22 protein-coding genes are annotated in these 18,670 nt (G+C 70.7%); 5 read left to right on the top strand and 17 right to left on the bottom strand.

What is annotated here, in order from left to right:
- Nucleotides 1-39: 39 nt before the first annotated feature.
- The 7 genes from QF032_RS11860 to glnII form a co-directional block, all read right to left on the bottom strand.
- Entirely contained in the window at nt 40-1,626 is a 1,587-nt protein-coding gene (locus QF032_RS11860) for a DUF1996 domain-containing protein (protein WP_307055960.1), read from the bottom strand.
- Nucleotides 1,627-1,802: 176 nt separating this feature from the next.
- Nucleotides 1,803-2,459, bottom strand: coding sequence for a LuxR C-terminal-related transcriptional regulator (locus QF032_RS11855; RefSeq protein WP_306952951.1), 657 nt, complete (start codon nt 2,457-2,459; stop codon nt 1,803-1,805).
- Nucleotides 2,444-3,730 carry a sensor histidine kinase gene (locus QF032_RS11850; RefSeq protein WP_307055959.1) on the bottom strand — a complete coding sequence of 429 codons (1,287 nt, stop codon included), beginning with the start codon at nt 3,728-3,730 and terminating at the stop codon, nt 2,444-2,446. The genes QF032_RS11855 and QF032_RS11850 overlap by 16 nt, the downstream gene beginning before the upstream one ends.
- A 51-nt stretch (nt 3,731-3,781) precedes the next feature.
- Complete coding sequence (locus QF032_RS11845) at nt 3,782-4,819, bottom strand: NAD-dependent epimerase/dehydratase family protein (protein ID WP_306952954.1); 1,038 nt, start codon at nt 4,817-4,819, stop codon at nt 3,782-3,784.
- Nucleotides 4,820-4,885: 66 nt separating this feature from the next.
- Nucleotides 4,886-5,476, bottom strand: coding sequence for a winged helix-turn-helix domain-containing protein (locus QF032_RS11840; protein ID WP_307042166.1), 591 nt, complete (start codon nt 5,474-5,476; stop codon nt 4,886-4,888).
- Between the two features lie 82 nt (nt 5,477-5,558).
- Nucleotides 5,559-5,681, bottom strand: a complete 123-nt coding sequence (locus QF032_RS11835) for a hypothetical protein (RefSeq protein ID WP_266728206.1) — start codon at nt 5,679-5,681, stop codon at nt 5,559-5,561.
- Nucleotides 5,682-5,879: 198 nt separating this feature from the next.
- Nucleotides 5,880-6,911 carry a glutamine synthetase gene (gene glnII / locus QF032_RS11830; protein ID WP_107444356.1) on the bottom strand — a complete coding sequence of 344 codons (1,032 nt, stop codon included), beginning with the start codon at nt 6,909-6,911 and terminating at the stop codon, nt 5,880-5,882.
- 424 nt (nt 6,912-7,335) lie between these two features.
- Here glnII and QF032_RS11825 point away from each other — a divergent pair, with 424 nt between their 5' ends.
- Complete coding sequence (locus QF032_RS11825; RefSeq protein WP_307055958.1) at nt 7,336-8,181, top strand: alpha/beta fold hydrolase; 846 nt, start codon at nt 7,336-7,338, stop codon at nt 8,179-8,181.
- 3 nt (nt 8,182-8,184) lie between these two features.
- On the opposite strand, the gene QF032_RS11820 is transcribed toward QF032_RS11825, so the two are convergent.
- Together QF032_RS11820 and QF032_RS11815 are read right to left on the bottom strand one after the other, a co-directional pair.
- A complete protein-coding gene (locus tag QF032_RS11820) occupies nt 8,185-8,925 on the bottom strand; it encodes a hypothetical protein (protein WP_307055957.1) in 741 nt (246 codons plus the stop codon).
- Nucleotides 8,926-9,038: 113 nt separating this feature from the next.
- Entirely contained in the window at nt 9,039-9,398 is a 360-nt protein-coding gene (locus QF032_RS11815; protein ID WP_307042158.1) for an arsenate reductase family protein, read from the bottom strand.
- A gap of 283 nt (nt 9,399-9,681) precedes the next feature.
- On the opposite strand from QF032_RS11815, the gene QF032_RS11810 reads away from it, so the two are divergent.
- A complete protein-coding gene (locus QF032_RS11810) occupies nt 9,682-9,996 on the top strand; it encodes a hypothetical protein (RefSeq protein ID WP_107444359.1) in 315 nt (104 codons plus the stop codon).
- 170 nt (nt 9,997-10,166) lie between these two features.
- Here QF032_RS11810 and QF032_RS11805 read toward each other — a convergent pair whose 3' ends face one another.
- On the bottom strand, nt 10,167-11,351 hold the full coding sequence (locus tag QF032_RS11805; RefSeq protein ID WP_307042156.1) for a winged helix DNA-binding domain-containing protein: 1,185 nt from the start codon (nt 11,349-11,351) through the stop codon (nt 10,167-10,169).
- A 309-nt stretch (nt 11,352-11,660) separates the two neighbouring features.
- Here QF032_RS11805 and QF032_RS11800 point away from each other — a divergent pair, with 309 nt between their 5' ends.
- Nucleotides 11,661-11,939, top strand: a complete 279-nt coding sequence (locus tag QF032_RS11800) for a hypothetical protein (protein WP_307042154.1) — start codon at nt 11,661-11,663, stop codon at nt 11,937-11,939.
- 33 nt (nt 11,940-11,972) lie between these two features.
- Here the strand turns inward: QF032_RS11800 and pspAB are convergent, their stop codons facing one another.
- The 4 genes from pspAB to QF032_RS11780 all read right to left on the bottom strand — a co-directional run bounded on the left by pspAB (nt 11,973) and on the right by QF032_RS11780 (nt 14,161).
- Complete coding sequence (pspAB, locus tag QF032_RS11795) at nt 11,973-12,587, bottom strand: PspA-associated protein PspAB (protein WP_307042152.1); 615 nt, start codon at nt 12,585-12,587, stop codon at nt 11,973-11,975.
- A gap of 5 nt (nt 12,588-12,592) precedes the next feature.
- Nucleotides 12,593-13,513 carry a zinc metalloprotease HtpX gene (htpX, locus tag QF032_RS11790; RefSeq protein ID WP_307055956.1) on the bottom strand — a complete coding sequence of 307 codons (921 nt, stop codon included), beginning with the start codon at nt 13,511-13,513 and terminating at the stop codon, nt 12,593-12,595.
- A 110-nt stretch (nt 13,514-13,623) separates the two neighbouring features.
- On the bottom strand, nt 13,624-13,752 hold the full coding sequence (locus QF032_RS11785; RefSeq protein WP_307042150.1) for a hypothetical protein: 129 nt from the start codon (nt 13,750-13,752) through the stop codon (nt 13,624-13,626).
- Nucleotides 13,753-13,903: 151 nt separating this feature from the next.
- Nucleotides 13,904-14,161, bottom strand: a complete 258-nt coding sequence (locus QF032_RS11780) for an SCO2583/SCO2584 N-terminal domain-containing protein (RefSeq protein ID WP_307055955.1) — start codon at nt 14,159-14,161, stop codon at nt 13,904-13,906.
- 333 nt (nt 14,162-14,494) lie between these two features.
- On the opposite strand from QF032_RS11780, the gene QF032_RS11775 reads away from it, so the two are divergent.
- On the top strand, nt 14,495-15,013 hold the full coding sequence (locus tag QF032_RS11775) for a lactococcin 972 family bacteriocin (RefSeq protein WP_307042146.1): 519 nt from the start codon (nt 14,495-14,497) through the stop codon (nt 15,011-15,013).
- A 261-nt stretch (nt 15,014-15,274) separates the two neighbouring features.
- Here QF032_RS11775 and glnA read toward each other — a convergent pair whose 3' ends face one another.
- Complete coding sequence (gene glnA / locus QF032_RS11770; protein ID WP_057583343.1) at nt 15,275-16,684, bottom strand: type I glutamate--ammonia ligase; 1,410 nt, start codon at nt 16,682-16,684, stop codon at nt 15,275-15,277.
- Between the two features lie 197 nt (nt 16,685-16,881).
- On the opposite strand from glnA, the gene QF032_RS11765 reads away from it, so the two are divergent.
- Nucleotides 16,882-17,349: an RDD family protein gene (locus QF032_RS11765; RefSeq protein WP_306952970.1), complete on the top strand. Its 468-nt coding sequence runs from the start codon at nt 16,882-16,884 to the stop codon at nt 17,347-17,349.
- Between the two features lie 263 nt (nt 17,350-17,612).
- On the opposite strand, the gene QF032_RS11760 is transcribed toward QF032_RS11765, so the two are convergent.
- A complete protein-coding gene (locus QF032_RS11760; RefSeq protein ID WP_306952972.1) occupies nt 17,613-18,317 on the bottom strand; it encodes a DUF4191 domain-containing protein in 705 nt (234 codons plus the stop codon).
- A gap of 78 nt (nt 18,318-18,395) precedes the next feature.
- The gene (locus QF032_RS11755) at nt 18,396-18,596 is read right to left on the bottom strand and encodes an SCO2195 family GlnR-regulated protein (protein WP_307042142.1); all 201 of its coding nucleotides are present in this window, start codon (nt 18,594-18,596) and stop codon (nt 18,396-18,398) included.
- Nucleotides 18,597-18,670: the final 74 nt, after the last annotated feature.

Below are 18,670 nucleotides of genomic sequence, written 5' to 3'. Positions count from 1 at the left end.
GATCCCACCGCCGGTTCTCGTATGCCTGCTAGGCCGGTGTCACTGGCACTGCTGGCCCTTGTTGATGCAGTTCGCGACCTTGTTGTTCAGCTGCGCGTTCATCACGTTGATGAAGTCGTCGTGGTCGGTGGACGGCTTGTGGAGCTGCTCCGGGAAGCCGTCGACCGCGTAGGCGTTCTTGACCTGGCCGTTCTGGATGACCGGGCGGGGAACGGCGTACACGAGACGCATGGTCAGCTGCGGGATCGCCTTGAAGCCGTTCTGGCAGTTGCCGTTGCCGTCCGCGAACGCGACGTGCGTGCGGTGGTTGGCCGAGTCGATGTTCTTGCCGTCCCAGCAGCTCTGGAAGGCGAACGTGCGCACCACGTTGCTGCCCTGGGGGCAGATCGGGTACTGCTCGGTCAGCTGGACCTTGTTCTCGAAGCCGGTGCAGCTCCAGTGCGCGTTGGCGTTGGCCAGACCGTTGGTCGTGGTCTTGGCGTCACCGGTGATGATGCGCAGGAACTGCGGCATCGCGACGACCTTGGCCTTCGGGCTGCCGACGAACTTGATCTCCGCCTGCTTGGCCTTCAGGACCTTGCCGACGTTGCCTTCCTTGCCACCGCCGTCACGGTTCTGGTCGAACTCCTTCGTGCCGTCCTGGACACGCAGCACCGGCCAGTAGTAGGACGACTTGTCCTGCTGGTTCTGGCAGGAGGTCTGGGCGGCCGCGAACGTGTTGTTGTTGGCGAAGGCGTCGTTCGACTGGTTGCCGACGTAGTCGTGCAGGTGGTGCGCGCCGTTGGTCACGCCGGGCGCCACGATGACGTTGTCGGTGTTGAACTTGTTGTTGGCGTTGACGCCGCACCGGGTGGTGAACGTACCGGTCGAGGCCTGGCCGTTCTTGCGGGGCTTGGCCTTGACGTTCGCCTGGACCTTCGTGATGTCGACGAAGTCCGCCGCGACGGGACCGTTGCCGGCCTGGCCGCCGTTGCCGCCCTGCTGACCGCCGTTGTTCTGGCCGCCGTTGTTGTTCTGGCCACCGTTGTTCTGCTGGCCGCCGTTGTTGTTGTTCTGACCGCCGTTGTTCTGGCCGCCGTTGTTCTGGCCGCCGTTGTTCTGCTGGCCGCCGTTGTTGTTCTGCCCGCCCTGGCCGGCGTTGGTGTTGTTCGCCGCCTGCGTGGTGCACGCCGCGAGCTGGCTCAGCGAGTTGTCGAACTGACCGCCGGCGCGCTGGATGTTGATGCGGATCCGGTCGATCGTGGCGGCCCGCTTCTCCTTCAGGGGACCGACGATCGCGTTCTGGACGAAGCCGGCGTCGCCTGCCTGGGCCTGACGCGTCGACGCGAGCCGGCTGTAGGCCTCGGTGATCTGCTTGTCGAGGTTGGCCAGCTCGGTCGCGACGCCCTGCTTGGCCCCGTTGGGCACGCTCGTCAGCTTCTGCCCCACATCCGGGCAGGAGATCGTGGCGACCTGTGCGGCCGCGTTGGCAGCCTTGGTCTGGTTCTGACCCGAGTTGTTCGATTCGTGCGCCGAAGCGTAGAAGTTCGCCCAGATCAGCCCGCCCCCGCCGAGCGCTAGGGCCGCCGATGCTGCCACGGCCTTCGTGGCCATCGACGAACGGCGTTTACGTGTGTTGCGTCCCATGGAACTCCTCTGACTTCCTTGCGGGGCAGCATCGAGGCGCCCGACAGGAGTGAAGCTGAAGCTGCCCCCTCCTTTACGCGCAACGCCTCACAGGTGTTCAGCCCGCTCAGAAATTGATGAGAACCCCGTACGGCGAAACAACCCCAAAACCACCGCGCGCCCCCGCGGTTGGCGCCTCAGCGGCCCTGGTCCAGATAGGCCAGCACCGCCAGTACCCTGCGGTTGTCGTCGTCGGAGACCTCCAGGCCCAGCTTCACGAAGATGTTCGCGGTGTGTTTGGCGACGGCCCGCTCGGTCACGACCATTTTTCCGGCGATCGCCGCGTTCGACCGTCCCTGCGCCATCAGTTCCAGAACCTCACGTTCGCGCGGAGTGAGCCGGTCCACCGGCCCCTGCCCGTCGTTCGCGCGCCGGGCCAGCAGCTGCTGGATCACCTGGGGGTCCATCGCCGTGCCGCCGCCCGCCACCCGCCGCACGGCGTCCACGAACTGCTCCGCGTCGAACACCCGGTCCTTCAGCAGATATCCGACGCCGCCGCTGCCGTCCGCGAGCAGTTCACGCGCGTACAGCTGCTCGACGTGCTGGGAGAGGACGAGCACCGGCAGCCCGGGCTTGTCCCGGCGGGCCCGGAGCGCACACTGCAGGCCCTCGTCGGTGTGCGTGGGCGGGAGCCGGACGTCGACCACGGCGACGTCCGGCTCCAGTTCGGCGAGGGCCCGCTCCAGCTCGGGCCCGGTCTCGACGGCGGCGGCGATCTCGAAGTCGTAGGCCTCCAGCAGCCGGACGAGACCGTCCCGCAGCAGGAAGAGGTCCTCGGCTAGGACAACACGCAAGGGATCTCCATGGTCACCATGGTGGGACCGCCGGCAGGAGAGCTGACGGCCAGGACGCCGTCGAATGTACCCAGTCGTCGCTCGAGTCCGGCCAGCCCCGTGCCCGCCCCGGTCGCCGCGCCGCCTTTGCCGTTGTCGGTGACGGAGATCCGCAGACTGCCGTCCGAGTGACGCAGGTCGACCCAGATCCGGTCGGCTCCGGAGTGCTTGACCGCGTTGGTGAGCGCCTCGCTCACCGCGAAGTAGGCCGCCGACTCCACCGGCGCCTCGGCCCGGCCCGCGAGTTCCACGCCGACCTCCGTCGTGACCGGCAGCCGCAGTGCCAACGCCCGCACGGCGTCGCCCAGTCCGCGTTCGGCGAGCACCGGCGGATGGATGCCGCGCACCAGGTCGCGGAGCTCGGAGAGCGCCTCGGCGGACGACCGGCGGGCCTGTGCGAGCAGCTCCTTTGCCTTCTCGGGGTTCTTGTCGACGAGCATCTCGACGGTGCCGAGGTCCATGCCGACCGCCACCAGCCGGGCCTGGGCGCCGTCGTGCAGATCCCGCTCGATGCGTCGCAGCTCGGCGGCGGAGGTGTCCACGGCGTCCCGCCGGGTCTCGGTCAACACCCGTACGCGTTCGGTCAGTTCGGCCTGGCTGGGGGCGAGCATCGCCTTGGTGAGGCGGAAGTGGGCCTGGAAGGCGCTTACCGCGTACCGGTGCGCGAGGACGAGGACGACGGCGGCCAGGGCGGCGGCGCCGAACGCCGTCGTCTGGTCGCTGACCGGCACGAAGCCGTACCAGTACGGTCCGTACTCGCCGTAGGGTCCGCCCGTCATCGTCCGCCACAGACCCAGCGGCAGCGCGAACCCCTCCAGTGGATAGAGGACCAGGACGGCGGGCGCCAGCGCGGTGACGAACCCGGCCGTCATGTCGACCGGCAGCCATCGCAGGTCCCGCCAGGTCGCGGGATCCCGCAGCAGGGCGAAGGTGCGCGTCCACGGGTTCGCGGTCGCGGGCGCCGGCCGGTACGCCGACGGGATGCTCACCCCGCCCCACCGTCCCGAGAGCGTCCGCCGCCGGTCGGCGAAGGCGCGCACGCCCCTCACCACGTACGGCGTGGTGACGAGGCCGACCCCGATCGGTATGAGCGCCATGGACACGAGGGAGAGACAGAAGCCCAGGATGCTCAGCGGCAGCGACACCACGGCCAGCAGGAGCCCCCGCCCGGCGGCGAGCACCATCCCCCGTGCCCTCGACCCGACGCCGTCGCTCTTCGTGTGGGTGTTCATGCCGTCAGTCTGGCCGAGCCGGGAGCGCGGGTCACTGGCCGAAGCCCCCGGTCAGGGGGTGGTGTCAGGTACACCTCCCGCGTCCGCCGGGCCCGTCGCCGCCGCGAGCACCTTCGCCTCCAGCTCGGGGTCGAGGCCCTTGCGGGTCCGGTCCGGACGCTGGGGCGCGACGCCGCCGATCGACGTGAGCCAGCTCCAGGTGTCGGCGACGGTCTCCTCCACGGGACGGCAGGACAGTCCCGCCGCCACCGCCCGTGAGACGTCGGCCGCGTGCAGGGCGTCGTGCATGTCGGTGCCCGGCGGCACCCACACGGGCAGTTCGGTCCACGGCTCGATGCCGGCGGCGAGGACGATCTCCGGTGCCGTCCACCGCAGTTCGGCGTCCGAGCCGGTGGCCCGTACGCACGCCTGCAGCAGCTCACCCATCGTGGCGTGGCCCTGCGGGCTCATCAGGTTGTACGGCCCGCTCAGCTCCTGCCCGACCGCGCCGAGGATCCATTCGGCGAGATCGCGGACGTCGACGTACTGCAGCGGCAGGTCGCGCGGCCCGGGGGCGAGAACCGGGCCGCCGCGGGCGATCCGGGTCAGCCACCAGGGCAGCCGTCCGACGTTCTCGTACGGGCCGAGGATCAGTCCGGCCCGTACGAGAACCGAGGCGTCCGCGCCGAAGGCGTCGACGACCGCCAGCTCGCCGCCGCGCTTGTCCTTCACGTACTCGCTCTGTTCGGCGTCGGGCGCGGCCCCCTGCACGAGGGGAGCGTCCTCGGCGTACCCGGCGGGCGGGGCCCAGGCGTACACCGAGCAGCTCGACACGTACACGTACCGTCGGGCGCGGCCCCGCAGCAGCCGCGCCGTCTCGTGCACCGCGCGGGGCGCCGCCGACCACGTGTCGACGACGGCGTCCCAGTCGCCTTCGGCCAGGGCGGCGAGGCCCCCGGGCGCGGTCCGGTCACCGGTCAGCGACCGGGTGCCGGGAACGGGCGCCTGCCGTCCCCGGTTGAGGACCGTCACCTCCCAGCCGCGTCCGAGGGCCGCCTCGACGACGGCCCGACCCGCGAACTCCGTTCCACCCAGCACCAGAAGTCTCATGCCGGTGACTGTGCCCGGTGCCCGTCCGGAACGGAACCGCGCTCTGCCGTCGGCAGAGGAAAAGGATCAACGGGCGGTCGGCGGGGTGTACTTGTAGCCGACGCGGCGCACCGTCTGGATCGACTGGCGGTACCGCGCGCCCAGCTTGCGGCGCAGCCGGGCGATGTGGACGTCGACCGTGCGGCCGTCGCCCACGTGGCCGTAGCCCCACACCGTGGTGACGAGCTGGTCGCGCGTGTGCACCCGGTTCGGGTGGGCGACGAGGTGGGCGAGCAGCTCGAACTCCAGGTAGGTGAGGTCGAGTCGCTGCCCGTCGACCGCGGCGGTGCGCTGCACGGGGTCGACGCGCACGAGCGGTTCGCCGGCCGTGCCGCCGTCGGTGTGGGCCCGGTCCGGCACGGCCACCGGCAGGAACGGCGGCTGCTGGTCGGCCGGGACGAGCACCAGGTAGCCGATCATGGGCGGACGGCCGGGCAGGCTGGGCAGCGTGTGCTGCGGGGCGGGCAGCCAGGTGGCGCCCGGCGGCAGGAAGTCCGCGACGTCCACCACCTCGTCCCGGTCGACGGCGCGCAGCCGGTGCCGGGCGGTGCCGTTGGCGGGCGCGGCGGCGGGGGAGGCGAGGGAGGGAGCGGCGGAGAGGGAACGAGTGGTCGCCATGAGAGGTCAGCTCTTTCGCGCGAGGAGTTCGTCGGAAGGGACGTACGTCGTGCGCGCTGGCCGAAGGCCGGGGTGTACGGCTTTAGAGGGCCGGCGCGTTCGTCGCGCGGCAACACACCCGGTCGAAGTCGTGGTGCTGACGGGAGGGCCAGAAGGGCTCGAGGTCATGGCGACCCGTCGCGGTGTGCTTCTGGAAGGTGGCCATGGGCCCATTGAAGCAGACACCCGCCCGAAACAGGAGGGTCCTCTCACAGCGTGGACGCGTACCCGGTGTGAACTCCGACTCGGCCGGCTCCCCGGGCGGTGCGGGACACGCGAAGGGGCGCCCGCCGAGTCGGCGGGCGCCCCTTACGGGAGTTGCGTCGTACGCGAGTCGCGTCCTACGGGAGTCGCGTCGCGGGGATCAGACCTGGCCGGCCTTCTCCAGCGCCGAGCAGCAGGTGTCCACGATCAGGCGGGTCACCAGGTACGGGTCGACGTTGGCGTTCGGACGGCGGTCCTCGATGTAGCCCTTGCCGTCCTTCTCGACCTGCCACGGGATGCGGACCGACGCGCCGCGGTTGGAGACGCCGTAGGAGTACTCGTTCCACGGGGCGGTCTCGTGCAGGCCCGTCAGACGGTCGTCGATGCCGGCGCCGTAGTTCTTGACGTGGTCCAGCGGCTTGGAGCCCTCACCGAGCGACTCGCACGCGGTGATGATCGCGTCGTAGCCCTCGCGCATCGCCTTGGTGGAGAAGTTGGTGTGCGCGCCGGCGCCGTTCCAGTCGCCCTTGACCGGCTTGGGGTCGAGGGTGGCGGAGATGCCGAAGTCCTCGGCGGTGCGGTAGAGCAGCCAGCGGGCCACCCACAGGTGGTCGGAGACCTCCAGCGGGGACACCGGGCCGACCTGGAACTCCCACTGGCCGGGCATGACCTCGGCGTTGATGCCGGAGATCGCGAGACCGGCGGCGAGGCAGTTGTCCAGGTGAGCCTCGACGACCTCACGGCCGAAGATCTCGTCCGCGCCGACGCCGCAGTAGTAACCGCCCTGCGGGGCCGGGAAGCCGCCCTTGGGGAAGCCGAGCGGGTAGCCGTCCTGGAAGAACGTGTACTCCTGCTCGATGCCGAAGATCGGCTCCTGCGCGCCGAACTTCTCGGCGACCTCGACGAGCGCGGCACGGGTGTTGGACTCGTGCGGCGTCATGTCGATGTTCAGGACCTCGCACAGGACGAGGACGTCGTCGCCGCCGCGGATCGGGTCGGGGCAGGTGAAGACCGGCTTGAGGACACGGTCCGAGGAGTGGCCCTCGGCCTGGTTCGTGGAGGACCCGTCGAAGCCCCAGATTCCCAGCGCGTCGAGACCGGCGGGCTCGCCCGCGATGATCTTCGTCTTGGAACGGAGCTTCGCCGTCGGCTGGGTGCCGTCGATCCAGATGTACTCAGCCTTGAAGGTCACGGGCCACTTCCTTCGGGGGTGTGTCTGACGCACTTCGCGGGTGCTGCGGCGCTGCGGCACTGGGGCGCCGCCTGTTTGCCCGGAAGCTTGTCAACAGGCGATTTCCCGGTCATTGCTCGAATGTGAACCCCGTGTTACCTGGTGGTTCTGTGGCGCGACTCACGCGGTGAGGCGCCGTCCCGGCCCGCCGTCGCCGCCGGTGGGAGCAGCCGTCCCGGCCGGGCGGCGTCTCGTATGCGACGGGAGTGGACGGTCCCGGGGAGGGCATCCACGGAGACTCGTGAACGGCGCTGAGAACGGCGGTACTTCACGGCGGACGGACTTCACGAGCGGGAGACTTCGCGATCGGGCAACCTTCATGGACGGCGTACCTCCTGATCGGGGGGCTTCATGAGTGGCCGTACTTCGTGATCAGGGAGGCTTCATGAGCGGGTACGACGACGGTGCTTTCCAGGCCGCCTACGACCAGGTGACGGCCAAGTGGCCGGCCGGCCGCGAGGCCGTCCGGGTCCCCACCCCGTTCGGCACGGCGTACGTCAACGTCTGCGGCCCGCGCGACGCGCCCCCGCTGCTGCTTCTGCCCGGCGGCGGGGGCGCGACCTCCGCGTCCTGGTACGCCCAGGCCGCCGAACTCGCGCGGGTGCGACGGGTGTACGCCGTCGACCTGGCGGGTGCGGCGGGTCGGACCGAGGCGAGCGGGATGCGGACCGCCGCCGACCTCGACGACTGGCTGGACGCGGTGCTGGCGGGCCTGGGAATCGAGCGGGCCGACGTCGGCGGGCACTCCTACGGCGGGTGGGTCGCCCTGCGCCTGGCACTGCGCGCCCCCGCACGGGTACGCCGCCTGTTCCTCCTCGACCCGACCCAGTGCTTCGCCGGGTACGAGGCGGCGTACCTGCTGCGCGCCCTGCCGATGCTCGTGCGGCCCACCCCGCGCCGGGTGCGCGCCTTCCTGCGGTGGGAGACCGGGGGAGCGGCGCTGGACCCGGACTGGCTGCGGCTCCAGGAGGCGGCCGCCGGTTTCCCGGCGGGGCGGCCGGTGACCGGCCCCCGCCCGTCGCCCGAGGCGCTGCGGGAACTGCGTGCGCCGGTCCTGCTGCTCGTGGCCGCGAACAGCAGGACCCATGACGCGCACACCCTGGCGGCCCGGGCGGGCGAGACGGTGCGCGAACTGGGGACGATCGTCCTGCCGGACGTCTCCCACCACGCGCTGCCGCCTGCCGCGCCTTTTGGGACGGGCCGCCGTCTCACCGGGTTCCTCGGCGGCTGAGCCTCACCCCACCTTCTCGATCACGGCCCGGCGGATCAGGAACTTGCCCGGTTCACGGACGAGTTCGAAGGCCGCGTTGTTGAGCAGTGCGCAACTGCCGGAGACCGAGGTCACCTCGACCGTGGTGGACTTGTTGTTGTCCAGGTTGGTGACCTTCAGCTTGGTCCCCGCCGGGAACTGGTTGCTCGACGCGGCCGGGGCGCCGCCCTCACCGGAGAGGGTGACCGTGGAGCCGTTGCAGACCTGCTGACCGGAGGCGGCGCCGTTTCCCGCGCTGCCGTTGTTCTGGGCGTTGCCCGCCGGCGCGGAGGCCGCCTGCGAGGGCTGGGCCGCCTGGGCGCCGCCGGTGTCGGCTCCGCCGGTCTGGGCTCCTCCGGGCTGAGCTCCTCCGGTCTGGGTGCCGCCCGTCTGGGAGTCCTGAGCCGACTCCCCGACGGCGCACCCGGACGCCTTCTGCTGCACCTTGATCTGCGTGATGACGGCCTCGCGGTTGGCGATGCGGGCCTGGGACTGGGCGTCCGGGGCGGCCCGCTGGCCGTCGATGAACTTCTGGTTGTTGCCGAGCGCGGTGGCGAGGCCCTGGCACACCGTCGAGTTCGCGGCGGACAGCGGTGTCGCGTTCTGCGGGGTCTGGGCGGCGTTCGAGGTGTTCGCCATGGCGAAGGCACCGCCGCCCGCGACCGCCGCCGCGCTGACGAGCAGCGCGATCTTCTTCTTCGTGCCGACAGTTCTCCTGCGCGACATGCGCGCCTCCTGAGAGGTAGGGGAGCGTACGCCGCTATGTACGAGATACCGAACGAGGTTGCTCAGATGTCACAGGAGTCAGTCCGAGTGGCGTGCGTCACACGTTGCCGCCGCTACCGGGACAGCGCGTCCCGGACGGCCTCGTCGGTGCGGGCCACCAGGGCGGTGCCGTCGTCAGCGGTGATGATCGGACGCTGGATGAGCCCCGGGTGCTCGGCGAGGGCCGTGATCCAGCGTCCTCGGGTGTCGGCGTCCCGTGCCCAGTCCTTCAGCCCGAGCTCCTTGGCCGCGGCCTCCTGGGTGCGGGTGATGTCCCACGGCTCCAGGCCGAGACGGTCGAGCACCGCCCTGATCTCGTCCTCGGTCGGGACGTCCTCCAGGTAGCGGCGGACGGTGTAGTCGGCGCCCTCGGCGTCGAGCAGGGTGAGGGCGCTGCGGCACTTGGAGCAGGCGGGGTTGATCCAGATTTCCATGCCGGTCACGGTAGCCCGGAATCCGCCGGTGGACGCGAGCGGCCGGCGTCGTCGCGCCGCCGTTCGTCCGGTCCGCCCGGCACCGGATCTGTTCGATTTTATCGCCGCCTCGCCCGCCCCACCCGAATCTGCTGTGACACGGCCCTTAAACCCTTACTCACCTGGACTTTTGACGACCCGTTCGGGACTGCGCGATGTCAGTACCAGGCGGTAAACTGTAAGCAGTGTTCGAGGGTTCGCCGGAAATTCCGGATGGAGCCCTGACCGCGACAGGAGGATGCCTGTGCCCGCTGCCGCACTGAAGCCGAAGCCGTTGCCGACCCAGTCCACCGCGAAGCGCGCCGTCCAGCTCGACCTGCCCTACGGGCCGGTGCTGAAGCGGGCGTTGCCGCCCGGGCGGCCGCGCGAGTGGTACGTCATGCACAACCGTCGCCTCAAGGCCATGCGCCTCGCCATCGCCCTGCTCGACCTGGGCGTGTATATGCCGAACCAGGCCCGCAACGAGCGGATCCGCAGCACGGCGGAGCTGATCGGACTGCATCCGCCGTCGGACACGACCTGCCACATGGTGCGGGCGCTGTTGCGGTACAGCCGGTGAGGCGGGCGCCGGGCGCCGTCACACGAGACGACGCCCGGCGCTGCCGCACCCGGTACGCCGGCCGGTGCCGCCGCGTCGGTACGCCGGCCGGTGCGCGTCGGCCGGTGTGCAGGCCGTCGCACCGGCCGGCGGGTGAGACCCCTGCCCGGCCGGCGAGGCCGGCGCGCGGGTCAGCTCACCAACTCCTTCTCCAGCGGCGTCCGGAACCTCGGCGTCACCCGGGTCGGACCCAGCCATGACCCCAGCGCCGCCGCCCGCGAGGCGATCGCCGCCTCGGCCTCGCTCCCCACACCCCGCGGGTCCAGGATCCGCCACACGATCTCCCCGTCGGCCCGCTGCGCCCACGCGCCCACCACCCGGCCGTCCCACCACACCGTCGGCCCCACGTTCCCGCTGTAGTCGAACAGGGCGGGGCGCAGCTCCGGGGCGAGATACCAGTCCCTGCCCTGCCAGCCCATCGCCGTCGGATCGAGGCCGGGCAGCAGGGCCGCCCACGGTTCCGCCGGCCCGGGCACCGGCTCCACGTCGTCGCCGAGGACGTACCCCGTCCCCTCGTCCAGCGTCACCGCCTGCGCGCCGATCGCCGTCAGGGCACGGCGCACCTCCGTCACCCGCCAGCCCGTCCACCACTTCAGGTCGGCCTCCGTGGCAGGGCCGCACGCGGCGAGCCAGTGCCGCAGCAGGTCCGACTGGGCCCCGGCCACGGGCAGTTCGGGATGCCGGGGAGCGAGGGCCCAGCGGAACTGGTTCGACGTCCACGACCCCAGCGGGCGCCCCCTGACCACCTTCCCCTCCACCCCCAGCACCTTCAACAACCGTGTCCCCACGCTGTGCAGGCCCTCGTAGGGCTTGCCCGCCGCGTACACGAACCGCTCCCGCAGGCGCGGCTCCTCGGCGGCCAGCTCGCCCGACGTGGCCTGTCCGAGACGGGCCAGGGCGGCCAGCGCCGACTCCTCGACCTCCTTCAGCCAGGCCGCGTCGGGGGCGCCGGCCTTCGCCATGTCCTTCAGCAGTGCGGCCCGCTCCCGCGCGGCGACCACGACGCCGGTCGAGGCGTGCACGACGGCCGTCGACGCCGTGGGGAAGACGAAGACCGTGTGCCGCATGCCGTGCATGCGCACGAGGGTGCGGTCGGCGTACAGCGCGCGGTCGGTCTGCGTCACCGTCTCCGCCGGGTCGGCCAGACGGGCGCCCACCGCCAGATACACCGTCGCCGGGTCCGTGCCGTGCAGGGCGACCAGGGCGTCGGCCACCGCCTCCGGCGTCGTGACCCGAGCCCCGGGGGCCAGCCGGTGCCGCAGGGCCAGCCTGGCCCGCCGCTCCGCCACGTCGATGTGCCGCAGCCCGTCGCCCATCCCGGCCTCCATCCCCCCGTGAACCGCCGTCCCGGGGACTCGTCGCGTGCGCCAGTCCCGTGCGCCACCCGTCCCTGCCCGCATCCTCCCCGACACCACTGACAACGGGCCGACACGACCGAGAACCGGCCGCTGCCACCCCCGCCGCCCGGCCGGCGTGAACACACCCGGGAACGGAACCGCTCATGTCCGTCTCCCCCGCCGCAGAAAATGAGATGCACGCGGAGTGACGGATTTCGTACTCTGGGGACGCCACCCCACCCCCATCGCCACACTGAGTCACATTCCTGCCCAGGAAGGAGGCACGCCATGGGCACCGTCGTTCTCTCCGGGACCGTCGTCCTGGTGGTCCTGGGATTCGGCCACCCGCTCTACTGGCTCGTCGCCGTCGCCGTGCTCTTCCTGTACGTGCGGTACGGGCTGGGAGCGGCCGAGCCGAGCTCGCCGCCCGCGCCCGGTCCGGCCCCGGCGGCCGCGCCCACCTCGTACAAGGCGTACCGCGAGCGCCGCGACCTGCAGGCCAAGTGGGAGCGCCGCTACCGCCGCGAGCGTCCCCTGCGGCACCGCCGTGACGAGAGCGGCAAGTAGAGCGCTGTAGGGCCGGGCCCGCCGGGCCGGGCCCTACAGGCCGGGGGCTCCCCACACCGGGAACCAGCGGCTCAGGTCCTGCTCGATCCGCAGGTCGTTCGCGAGGGCGGCCTTCACCTGCAACTCCAGTGCGTTGTCGCGCCGCTGCCCCGTGCCGGGCAGCGGCGCGAACGGGTAGTAGGCGCCCCTCTTGTACAGGTACACCAGCGCCAGCCGCTGCCCGTCCGCCGTCCGAGGCCCCGTCGCCGCTTCCGCCGCCTTCTCGAACCCGGCGAGGGAGCAGAGCAGTTGGGGCCCGAAGCCGTTGACCTCCATCGCGCTGTTCACCGCGTGCAGATCGTTGACCAGCTGCGCAAGCTGGTCGGGGGCGCGCTCGGAGACCAGCCAGGAGTAGCCGTAGTCGTCCCGCAGAAGCCGCACCGGAGGACCGGTGCGCTCGGTGTCGGCGTCGAGGAGCGCCTGCACCTCCCGGTGCGTCTGCTCGAAGGCCGGACCCTCGACGGTCGCGAAACACACGGCGCCCTGCCCGGTCGGGGTGAACCCGGCCGCCGCCTCCAGCGTCACCGCCGCCGACGGCAGCGCGAACAGCTGGTCGAGGTCGGGCGCGACCGGCTTCGTCCGGCCGAGCAGGATGTCCAGCAACCCCATGCCCCTCAGCCCGCCCTTCCGGGGGTGGCCGCCTCGCCCAGCTCCGCGGAGATCCGCCCCAGCTGGTCGAGCCGCTGCTCCAGGCTCGGGTGGGTGGAGAACAGCCGTGCCGCACCGGGCTCGGCGCCCAGCGCCGGGGTGAAGTAGAAGGCGTTGAACGCCTGGGCCGTGCGCAGGTCCTTCGTGGGGATCCGGGCGATGTCGCCGGAGACCTTCGTCAGGGCGGAGGCGAGCGCCGAGGGACGTCCGGTCAGCTGCGCAGCGGCCCGGTCCGCCGCCAGCTCCCGGTACCGCGACAGGGCCCGGATCATGAGGAAGCTGAGCGCGTACACGGCCGCCGAGACGCCCATCACCGCGGCGAAGACGGCGGCGGTGTTCTGGTCCCTGCGCCCTCCGCCGAACACCTGCGAGTAGAACGCGAACCGCACGATCAGCCCGGCGATCACACCGAGGAACGACGCGACGGTGATCACGGCCACGTCCTTGTGCGCCACATGGGACAGCTCGTGCGCGAGGACGCCCTCCAGCTCGGCCGGCTCCAGCCGCCGCAGCAGGCCCGTCGTCACGCACACCACCGCGTGGTCGGGACTGCGTCCCGTCGCGAACGCGTTCGGCATGCCCAGTTCGGAGACGGCCACCACCGGTTTGGGCAGATCGGCGATCGCGCACAGCCGGTCGACCACGGCGTGCAGCTCGGGATACTCCTCGCGCTCCATGACCCGCCCGCGCATCGCGAACAGGGCGACCCGGTCGGAGAACCAGTACTGCGCGCCGAGCATCCCCGCCGCCACGACCACGACCAGCACCCAGGACTTCAGCAACACGATCAACGCGGCGACGAACGCCACGTACAACAGTCCGAGCAGGAACAACGTGACCGTCATCCGCACGGTCAGCCGCCGATCGCTCCGGAAACGGCTCCGCATCTGCATCACCCCGCAGTCAGGCACTCGTCCCACTGCCAGTGTGCACCGCCCCACCCCCATGAACGGCCCCGTAACGGCCCCAGGCGGAGCAAAGCCTCCCTGTGTACGTCTCAGAGGTCCGCAACCTGCGCGGCCCGCCTGCGCAGCGCGATGTCCGGATCGTCGCGCAGGGCGAGCAGAGCGCCGCGGCCCAGGTCCCCGCCGCGCCGGACGAGCAGGCGGAACGCGGCGGACCGCACATGCGCGGGCCACCCGGCGCCGACCCGCCCAGCGCGAGCCAGGCCCGGGGATCGGCCACCGCCACCGCGTCCCGCACCGGCGTGCCCGCCGCGAGCAGCGCCGCCGCGGCTGTCCCGCCCCGGATGCCCTCCGACATTCCCCGCCGCCCCTTTAGTACGGGGCCTGGAAGCGGACGTACCCCAGCAGCAGGATCACGCCGATCACGCATCCCAGCACGAGCGCCGTCGACAGCCAGGACGAGCGGCTCCGCGCCGCCGGGCCGGGGTCGGCGCGGAACGGCACCGGCTCCGGGGGGTTCTCCCTCCACCGGGCGGCCAGCATCCGGGCCCGCGCCGAGGGCTCCTTGTGCGTCGCGGCGTCCGCCCATCTGAGGTCGAACTCGCGCTCGCCGTCGTCCTGTTCGGGCATGCCGGCAACTCCCCCCGTCGAACAGCAGTGTCAGAAAATATACGACGAAGCCCCCGCGCGGAAAAACCGGAAAACGGGGGCGTCGCAGTCGGCCCGTCCGACGGGGCAGGGCCGTCCGACGGGCCGGGGCCGGTCGCACGTCCGTTGCATGGAGATCGTGTGATGCCGGTGGAGGATGAGTACTCGGTGTGATGGCCCGCCCGTGAATACCAGTGCCCGGCAAACGATTTCAGGCCGTTCCGGGGCTGTAAATCGGCCAGTCCTTGACCTTCGCAGCGTCCTCGTTGAAGATCTTTTCTGGCCCTCGATGGCGGGGGTGGAAATGGGGGAAAAATGAAGAGCTTTGGGAAGTCGATATTTTTCGGCATTTCGGGCGCCGTGCTTGCGGTCTCCGCTCTTGCCACCCCGGCAGCGGCTAATGCCCCGCAGGGCGGAACCGGTACCGCTACCGTGGCAGAGGCCAGCGATGGCCTCGTGATTGGGCAGCCCGTCGTCCACAAGAGGGGTGACGGCGTCAGCCCGCCGGCGGAACTGGGTAACCCCTCCGAGTGGGGCGTCGTAAAGCTGGAAATCAACGATTCGGCCGTGCAGCTGAAAGGTCCGGCCGCGCTGAATGAGAATACCTGCAAGGACGTGACTCATGGCAGGTGGTGCTATGGGCAGGAGGTCACGTCGGCTGGAACCGGGAGGAAGTGCTACTCCAACTACATCGCGGACGTGAAGCACAAGTCGACGGTCAGGGTCATCAACATCGACCATTCAAGTGGCTGGGTGGCGAAGGGCAAGACTTCCTACGCCCATCACACCCAAGGTGCGGCATACACCTGCTATGCATATTACGACAATGCATAAATTTGCCCGCAGCGCTGAGGGTTGACCTCCCTCGGCTGAGTCAAGGCTCCTGTGCCGTTGAGTGAGGCGTTCGACGTCTCGACTCGCAGGCACAGGAGCCCTGTTGGTTTCCCACCGTGTCTATGAGCGCCAGGGCGTCCCGTTCCTCGCCGGCCGGGCAGCAAACAGGCCGTCGGCCGTGCCCTTCCGGCGAGGAAGAACACGGCCGACGGCCCACGCCCGGCCCAGGGGAGCGGAAACCCGCTCTGACCTGGGGCGATATCACACGTCGAAGTACAGCTCGAACTCGTGCGGGTGCGGGCGCAGCTGAAGCGGGGCGATCTCGTTCGTGCGCTTGTAGTCGATCCACGTCTCGATCAGGTCGGACGTGAAGACGTCGCCGGCGAGCAGGAACTCGTGGTCCGACTCGAGGCGGTCGAGGACGGCCGGGAGCGAGGTCGGGACCTGGGCGACGCCCGCGTGCTCCTCGGGCGCGAGCTCGTAGAGGTCCTTGTCGATCGGCTCGGCCGGCTCGATCTTGTTCTTGATGCCGTCCAGGCCCGCGAGCAGCAGCGCGGAGAACGCCAGGTACGGGTTGCCGGAGGAGTCCGGGGCGCGGAACTCGACGCGCTTGGCCTTCGGGTTGGAGCCCGTGATCGGGATACGCATGGCCGCGGAGCGGTTGCGCTGCGAGTACACCAGGTTGACCGGGGCCTCGAAGCCCGGCACCAGACGGTGGTAGGAGTTCACCGTCGGGTTGGTGAAGGCCAGCAGCGACGGCGCGTGCTTGAGGATGCCGCCGATGTAGTAGCGGGCCATGTCCGACAGACCCGCGTAGCCGGTCTCGTCGTAGAACAGCGGGGAGCCGCCGCTCCACAGCGACTGGTGGACGTGCATGCCCGAGCCGTTGTCGCCGAAGATCGGCTTCGGCATGAAGGTCGCGGTCTTGCCGTTGCGCCAGGCGACGTTCTTCACGATGTACTTGAAGAGCTGGAGGTCGTCGGCCGCGGCGAGCAGCGTGTTGAACTTGTAGTTGATCTCCGCCTGCCCGGCGGTGCCCACCTCGTGGTGCTGGCGCTCGACCTGGAGGCCGGACGCGGCCAGCTCCAGGGAGATCTCCGCACGCAGGTCGGCGAAGTGGTCGACCGGCGGGGTCGGGAAGTAGCCGCCCTTGTAGCGGACCTTGTAACCGCGGTTGTCCTCGAGCGCACCGGTGTTCCAGGCGCCGGCCTCGGAGTCGATGTGGTAGAAGGACTCGTTCTCCGAGGTCTTGAAGCGCACGCTGTCGAAGACGTAGAACTCGGCCTCGGGACCGAAGTACGCGGTGTCGGCGATACCGGTCGACGCCAGGTACGCCTCGGCCTTCTTCGCCACGTTGCGCGGGTCACGGGAGTACTGCTCGCCCGTGATCGGGTCGTGGATGAAGAAGTTGATGTTCAGCGTCTTGTCGCGGCGGAAGGGGTCCACGCGCGACGTCGACAGGTCGGCGCGCAGCGCCATGTCGGACTCGTGGATGGCCTGGAACCCGCGGATCGACGAGCCGTCGAAGGCGAGCTCCTCGTCCGGGTCGAACGCCTCGACGGGCAGCGTGAAGTGCTGCATGACGCCCGGCAGGTCGCAGAAGCGGACGTCGACGAACTTGACGTCCTCGTCCGCGATGAACTTCTTGGCCTCGTCGGCGTTCTGGAACATCCAGCTCCTCCTACTCCCGGCCGTCGAGCCGGGGTGGTAGTTCGTTCGTGCTGCCAGTGCGGTGGCACACGCTGTCGTCGACCCTAGGGACGGGTGATTTCTCGGGCGTGACCCATTTGTTTCGCACAAGTTAACCGGACGGCGCCCGGTCCACCCCACCTGTCCGCATCACGAAACGCGGGCAGTACCGTGGACGCGTGGACAACAGGCAAGCACTCGGATCGTGGCTCTCCGGACCCCGCTCGGCCATGGAGGACGCCGGTGCCGACTTCGGATACCGGGGCGAGCAGCTCGGTCTGCCGGAGGAGGGCCCGGGCTCGATCGCCCGTCCGGGCCGGCGTCTCGGCGCGCTGGCCCTGGACTGGGGGCTCAGCGTCCTGATCGCATACAGCTTGATCACGGACGGCTATCGGCCCGCCACGGGCAACTGGGCGCTGCTGGTCTTCTTCGTCATGAGTGCCCTGACCGTCGGCACGGTCGGTTTCACCCCGGGCAAGCGCCTCTTCGGTCTGCGTGTGGTCTCCGCCGACACCGGCGCCGTCAGCCCGCTGCGCTCGGTGGCGCGCACGGTTCTGCTCTGCCTGGCCGTTCCGGCGCTGATCTGGGACCGCGACGGCCGCGGTCTGCACGACCGGCTGGCCCGCACGGTCGAAGTGCGCGTCTGAACGTCGCGTCCTTCCCCGGCCGTCCCGTGCGCCCGGCCGCCCCGTGCGCCTGGCCGTCCCGCCACCCCGGCCGTCCCGCCACCCCCGGCCGTCCCGTGCGCCCGGCCGTCCCGTGCGCATGGTCCTCCCGGGGTGGCGGGCCGTCCGATGCGCCTGGCCGTGGAGGGACGACGAAGGGGGCGTCCGGCCCACGCTACGGTGACAGCGGGGGCCGGACGCCCCCTTCGTGACGTTCGGCATGACGGGGGACGGAGGCCGGCGGCTCAGCGGGCCTTGCCGCCGCCGCCCTTCGGCAGCCGCATGCCCTTGGGCATCGGGCCCTTCGGCAGCGGCATGTTGCTCATCAGGTCGCCCATCGCGCGCAGCCGGTCGTTGGTGGCGGTGACCTGGGGGCCGGCCAGCACCCGGGGGTACTTCAGCAGGGTGGTGCGCAGCTTCTTCAGCTCCACCTGGCCCTCGCCGGCGCCGACGATCACGTCGTGCACGGGGACGTCCGCGACGATGCGGTTCATCTTCTTCTTCTCGGCGGCCAGGAGGCTCTTCACCCGGTTCGGGTTGCCCTCGGCGACCAGGACGATGCCGGCCTTGCCGACGGCCCGGTGCACCACGTCCTGGCTGCGGTTCATCGCGACGGCGGGAGTGGTCGTCCAGCCCCGGCCGATGTTGTCGAGGACGGCCGCGGCGGCGCCCGGCTGGCCCTCCATCTGACCGAAGGCGGCCCGCTCGGCCCGGCGTCCGAACACGATCGCCGTCGCCAGGAAGGCGAGCAGGAAGCCCAGGATGCCCAGGTAGACCGGGTGACCGAGCAGGAAGCCGATCGCGAGAAAGACGCCGAAGGTGAGGAGGAAGACGCCCGCGAGCACCAGGCCGATCGTCTTGTCGGCCTTGCGGGTCATCTTGTACGTCAGGGCGATCTGCTTCAGTCGCCCGGGGTTAGCGGCGTCCGCCGCGCTGTCACTTCTCGCCATGTCACGAAGTCTACGTGCCCCCACGAGCGCCTACGACGGCAGGAGGCGGGTGTGGGCGGAGGAGCTGCGGGCAGGAGCTCAGGGGCGGACGGAGGTGACGGTGTCGAGGATGCGCTGCGCCTCGACGCGGTCCTTGGCGCGACGGCGGTCCTCGAGCACGGAGGTCCAGGCGTTGCGGCGGGCGGTGCGCTGTCCGCTGCTCATGAGCAGCGACTCGACGGCGCGCAGGGCGGTGGTGAAGGACGGGATGGCGGTGGCGCTAACGGGCGCGGCCTGCATGGTGGGAGTTCCCCCTCGGACGGTTCGGGCTCGGGTTTACGTCTCGGGTCTACGTGGTGTGATACCAGCGTCAC

The sequence above is a fragment of the Streptomyces achromogenes genome (genome assembly GCF_030816715.1).
GTDB lineage: Bacteria > Actinomycetota > Actinomycetes > Streptomycetales > Streptomycetaceae > Streptomyces > Streptomyces achromogenes_A.
Note: the sequence above shows the minus strand (reverse complement) of the source record. Positions and strands in the feature narration are given on the sequence as shown.

Bases quoted from the DNA above. Each gene is read 5' to 3' on its own strand.
- QF032_RS11860 (WP_307055960.1), bottom strand. From the start codon at position 1,626: ATGGGACGCAACACACGTAAACGCCGTTCGTCGATGGCCACGAAGGCC.
- QF032_RS11850 (WP_307055959.1), bottom strand. From the start codon at position 3,730: ATGAACACCCACACGAAGAGCGACGGCGTCGGGTCGAGGGCACGGGGG.
- QF032_RS11845 (WP_306952954.1), bottom strand. From the start codon at position 4,819: ATGAGACTTCTGGTGCTGGGTGGAACGGAGTTCGCGGGTCGGGCCGTC.
- QF032_RS11840 (WP_307042166.1), bottom strand. From the start codon at position 5,476: ATGGCGACCACTCGTTCCCTCTCCGCCGCTCCCTCCCTCGCCTCCCCC.
- QF032_RS11835 (WP_266728206.1), bottom strand. From the start codon at position 5,681: ATGGCCACCTTCCAGAAGCACACCGCGACGGGTCGCCATGACCTCGAG.
- QF032_RS11825 (WP_307055958.1), top strand. From the start codon at position 7,336: ATGAGCGGGTACGACGACGGTGCTTTCCAGGCCGCCTACGACCAGGTG.
- QF032_RS11820 (WP_307055957.1), bottom strand. From the start codon at position 8,925: ATGTCGCGCAGGAGAACTGTCGGCACGAAGAAGAAGATCGCGCTGCTC.
- QF032_RS11815 (WP_307042158.1), bottom strand. From the start codon at position 9,398: ATGGAAATCTGGATCAACCCCGCCTGCTCCAAGTGCCGCAGCGCCCTC.
- QF032_RS11805 (WP_307042156.1), bottom strand. From the start codon at position 11,351: ATGGGCGACGGGCTGCGGCACATCGACGTGGCGGAGCGGCGGGCCAGG.
- QF032_RS11800 (WP_307042154.1), top strand. From the start codon at position 11,661: ATGGGCACCGTCGTTCTCTCCGGGACCGTCGTCCTGGTGGTCCTGGGA.
- pspAB (WP_307042152.1), bottom strand. From the start codon at position 12,587: ATGGGGTTGCTGGACATCCTGCTCGGCCGGACGAAGCCGGTCGCGCCC.
- htpX (WP_307055956.1), bottom strand. From the start codon at position 13,513: ATGCGGAGCCGTTTCCGGAGCGATCGGCGGCTGACCGTGCGGATGACG.
- QF032_RS11780 (WP_307055955.1), bottom strand. From the start codon at position 14,161: ATGCCCGAACAGGACGACGGCGAGCGCGAGTTCGACCTCAGATGGGCG.
- QF032_RS11775 (WP_307042146.1), top strand. From the start codon at position 14,495: ATGAAGAGCTTTGGGAAGTCGATATTTTTCGGCATTTCGGGCGCCGTG.
- glnA (WP_057583343.1), bottom strand. From the start codon at position 16,684: ATGTTCCAGAACGCCGACGAGGCCAAGAAGTTCATCGCGGACGAGGAC.
- QF032_RS11760 (WP_306952972.1), bottom strand. From the start codon at position 18,317: ATGGCGAGAAGTGACAGCGCGGCGGACGCCGCTAACCCCGGGCGACTG.
- QF032_RS11755 (WP_307042142.1), bottom strand. From the start codon at position 18,596: ATGCAGGCCGCGCCCGTTAGCGCCACCGCCATCCCGTCCTTCACCACC.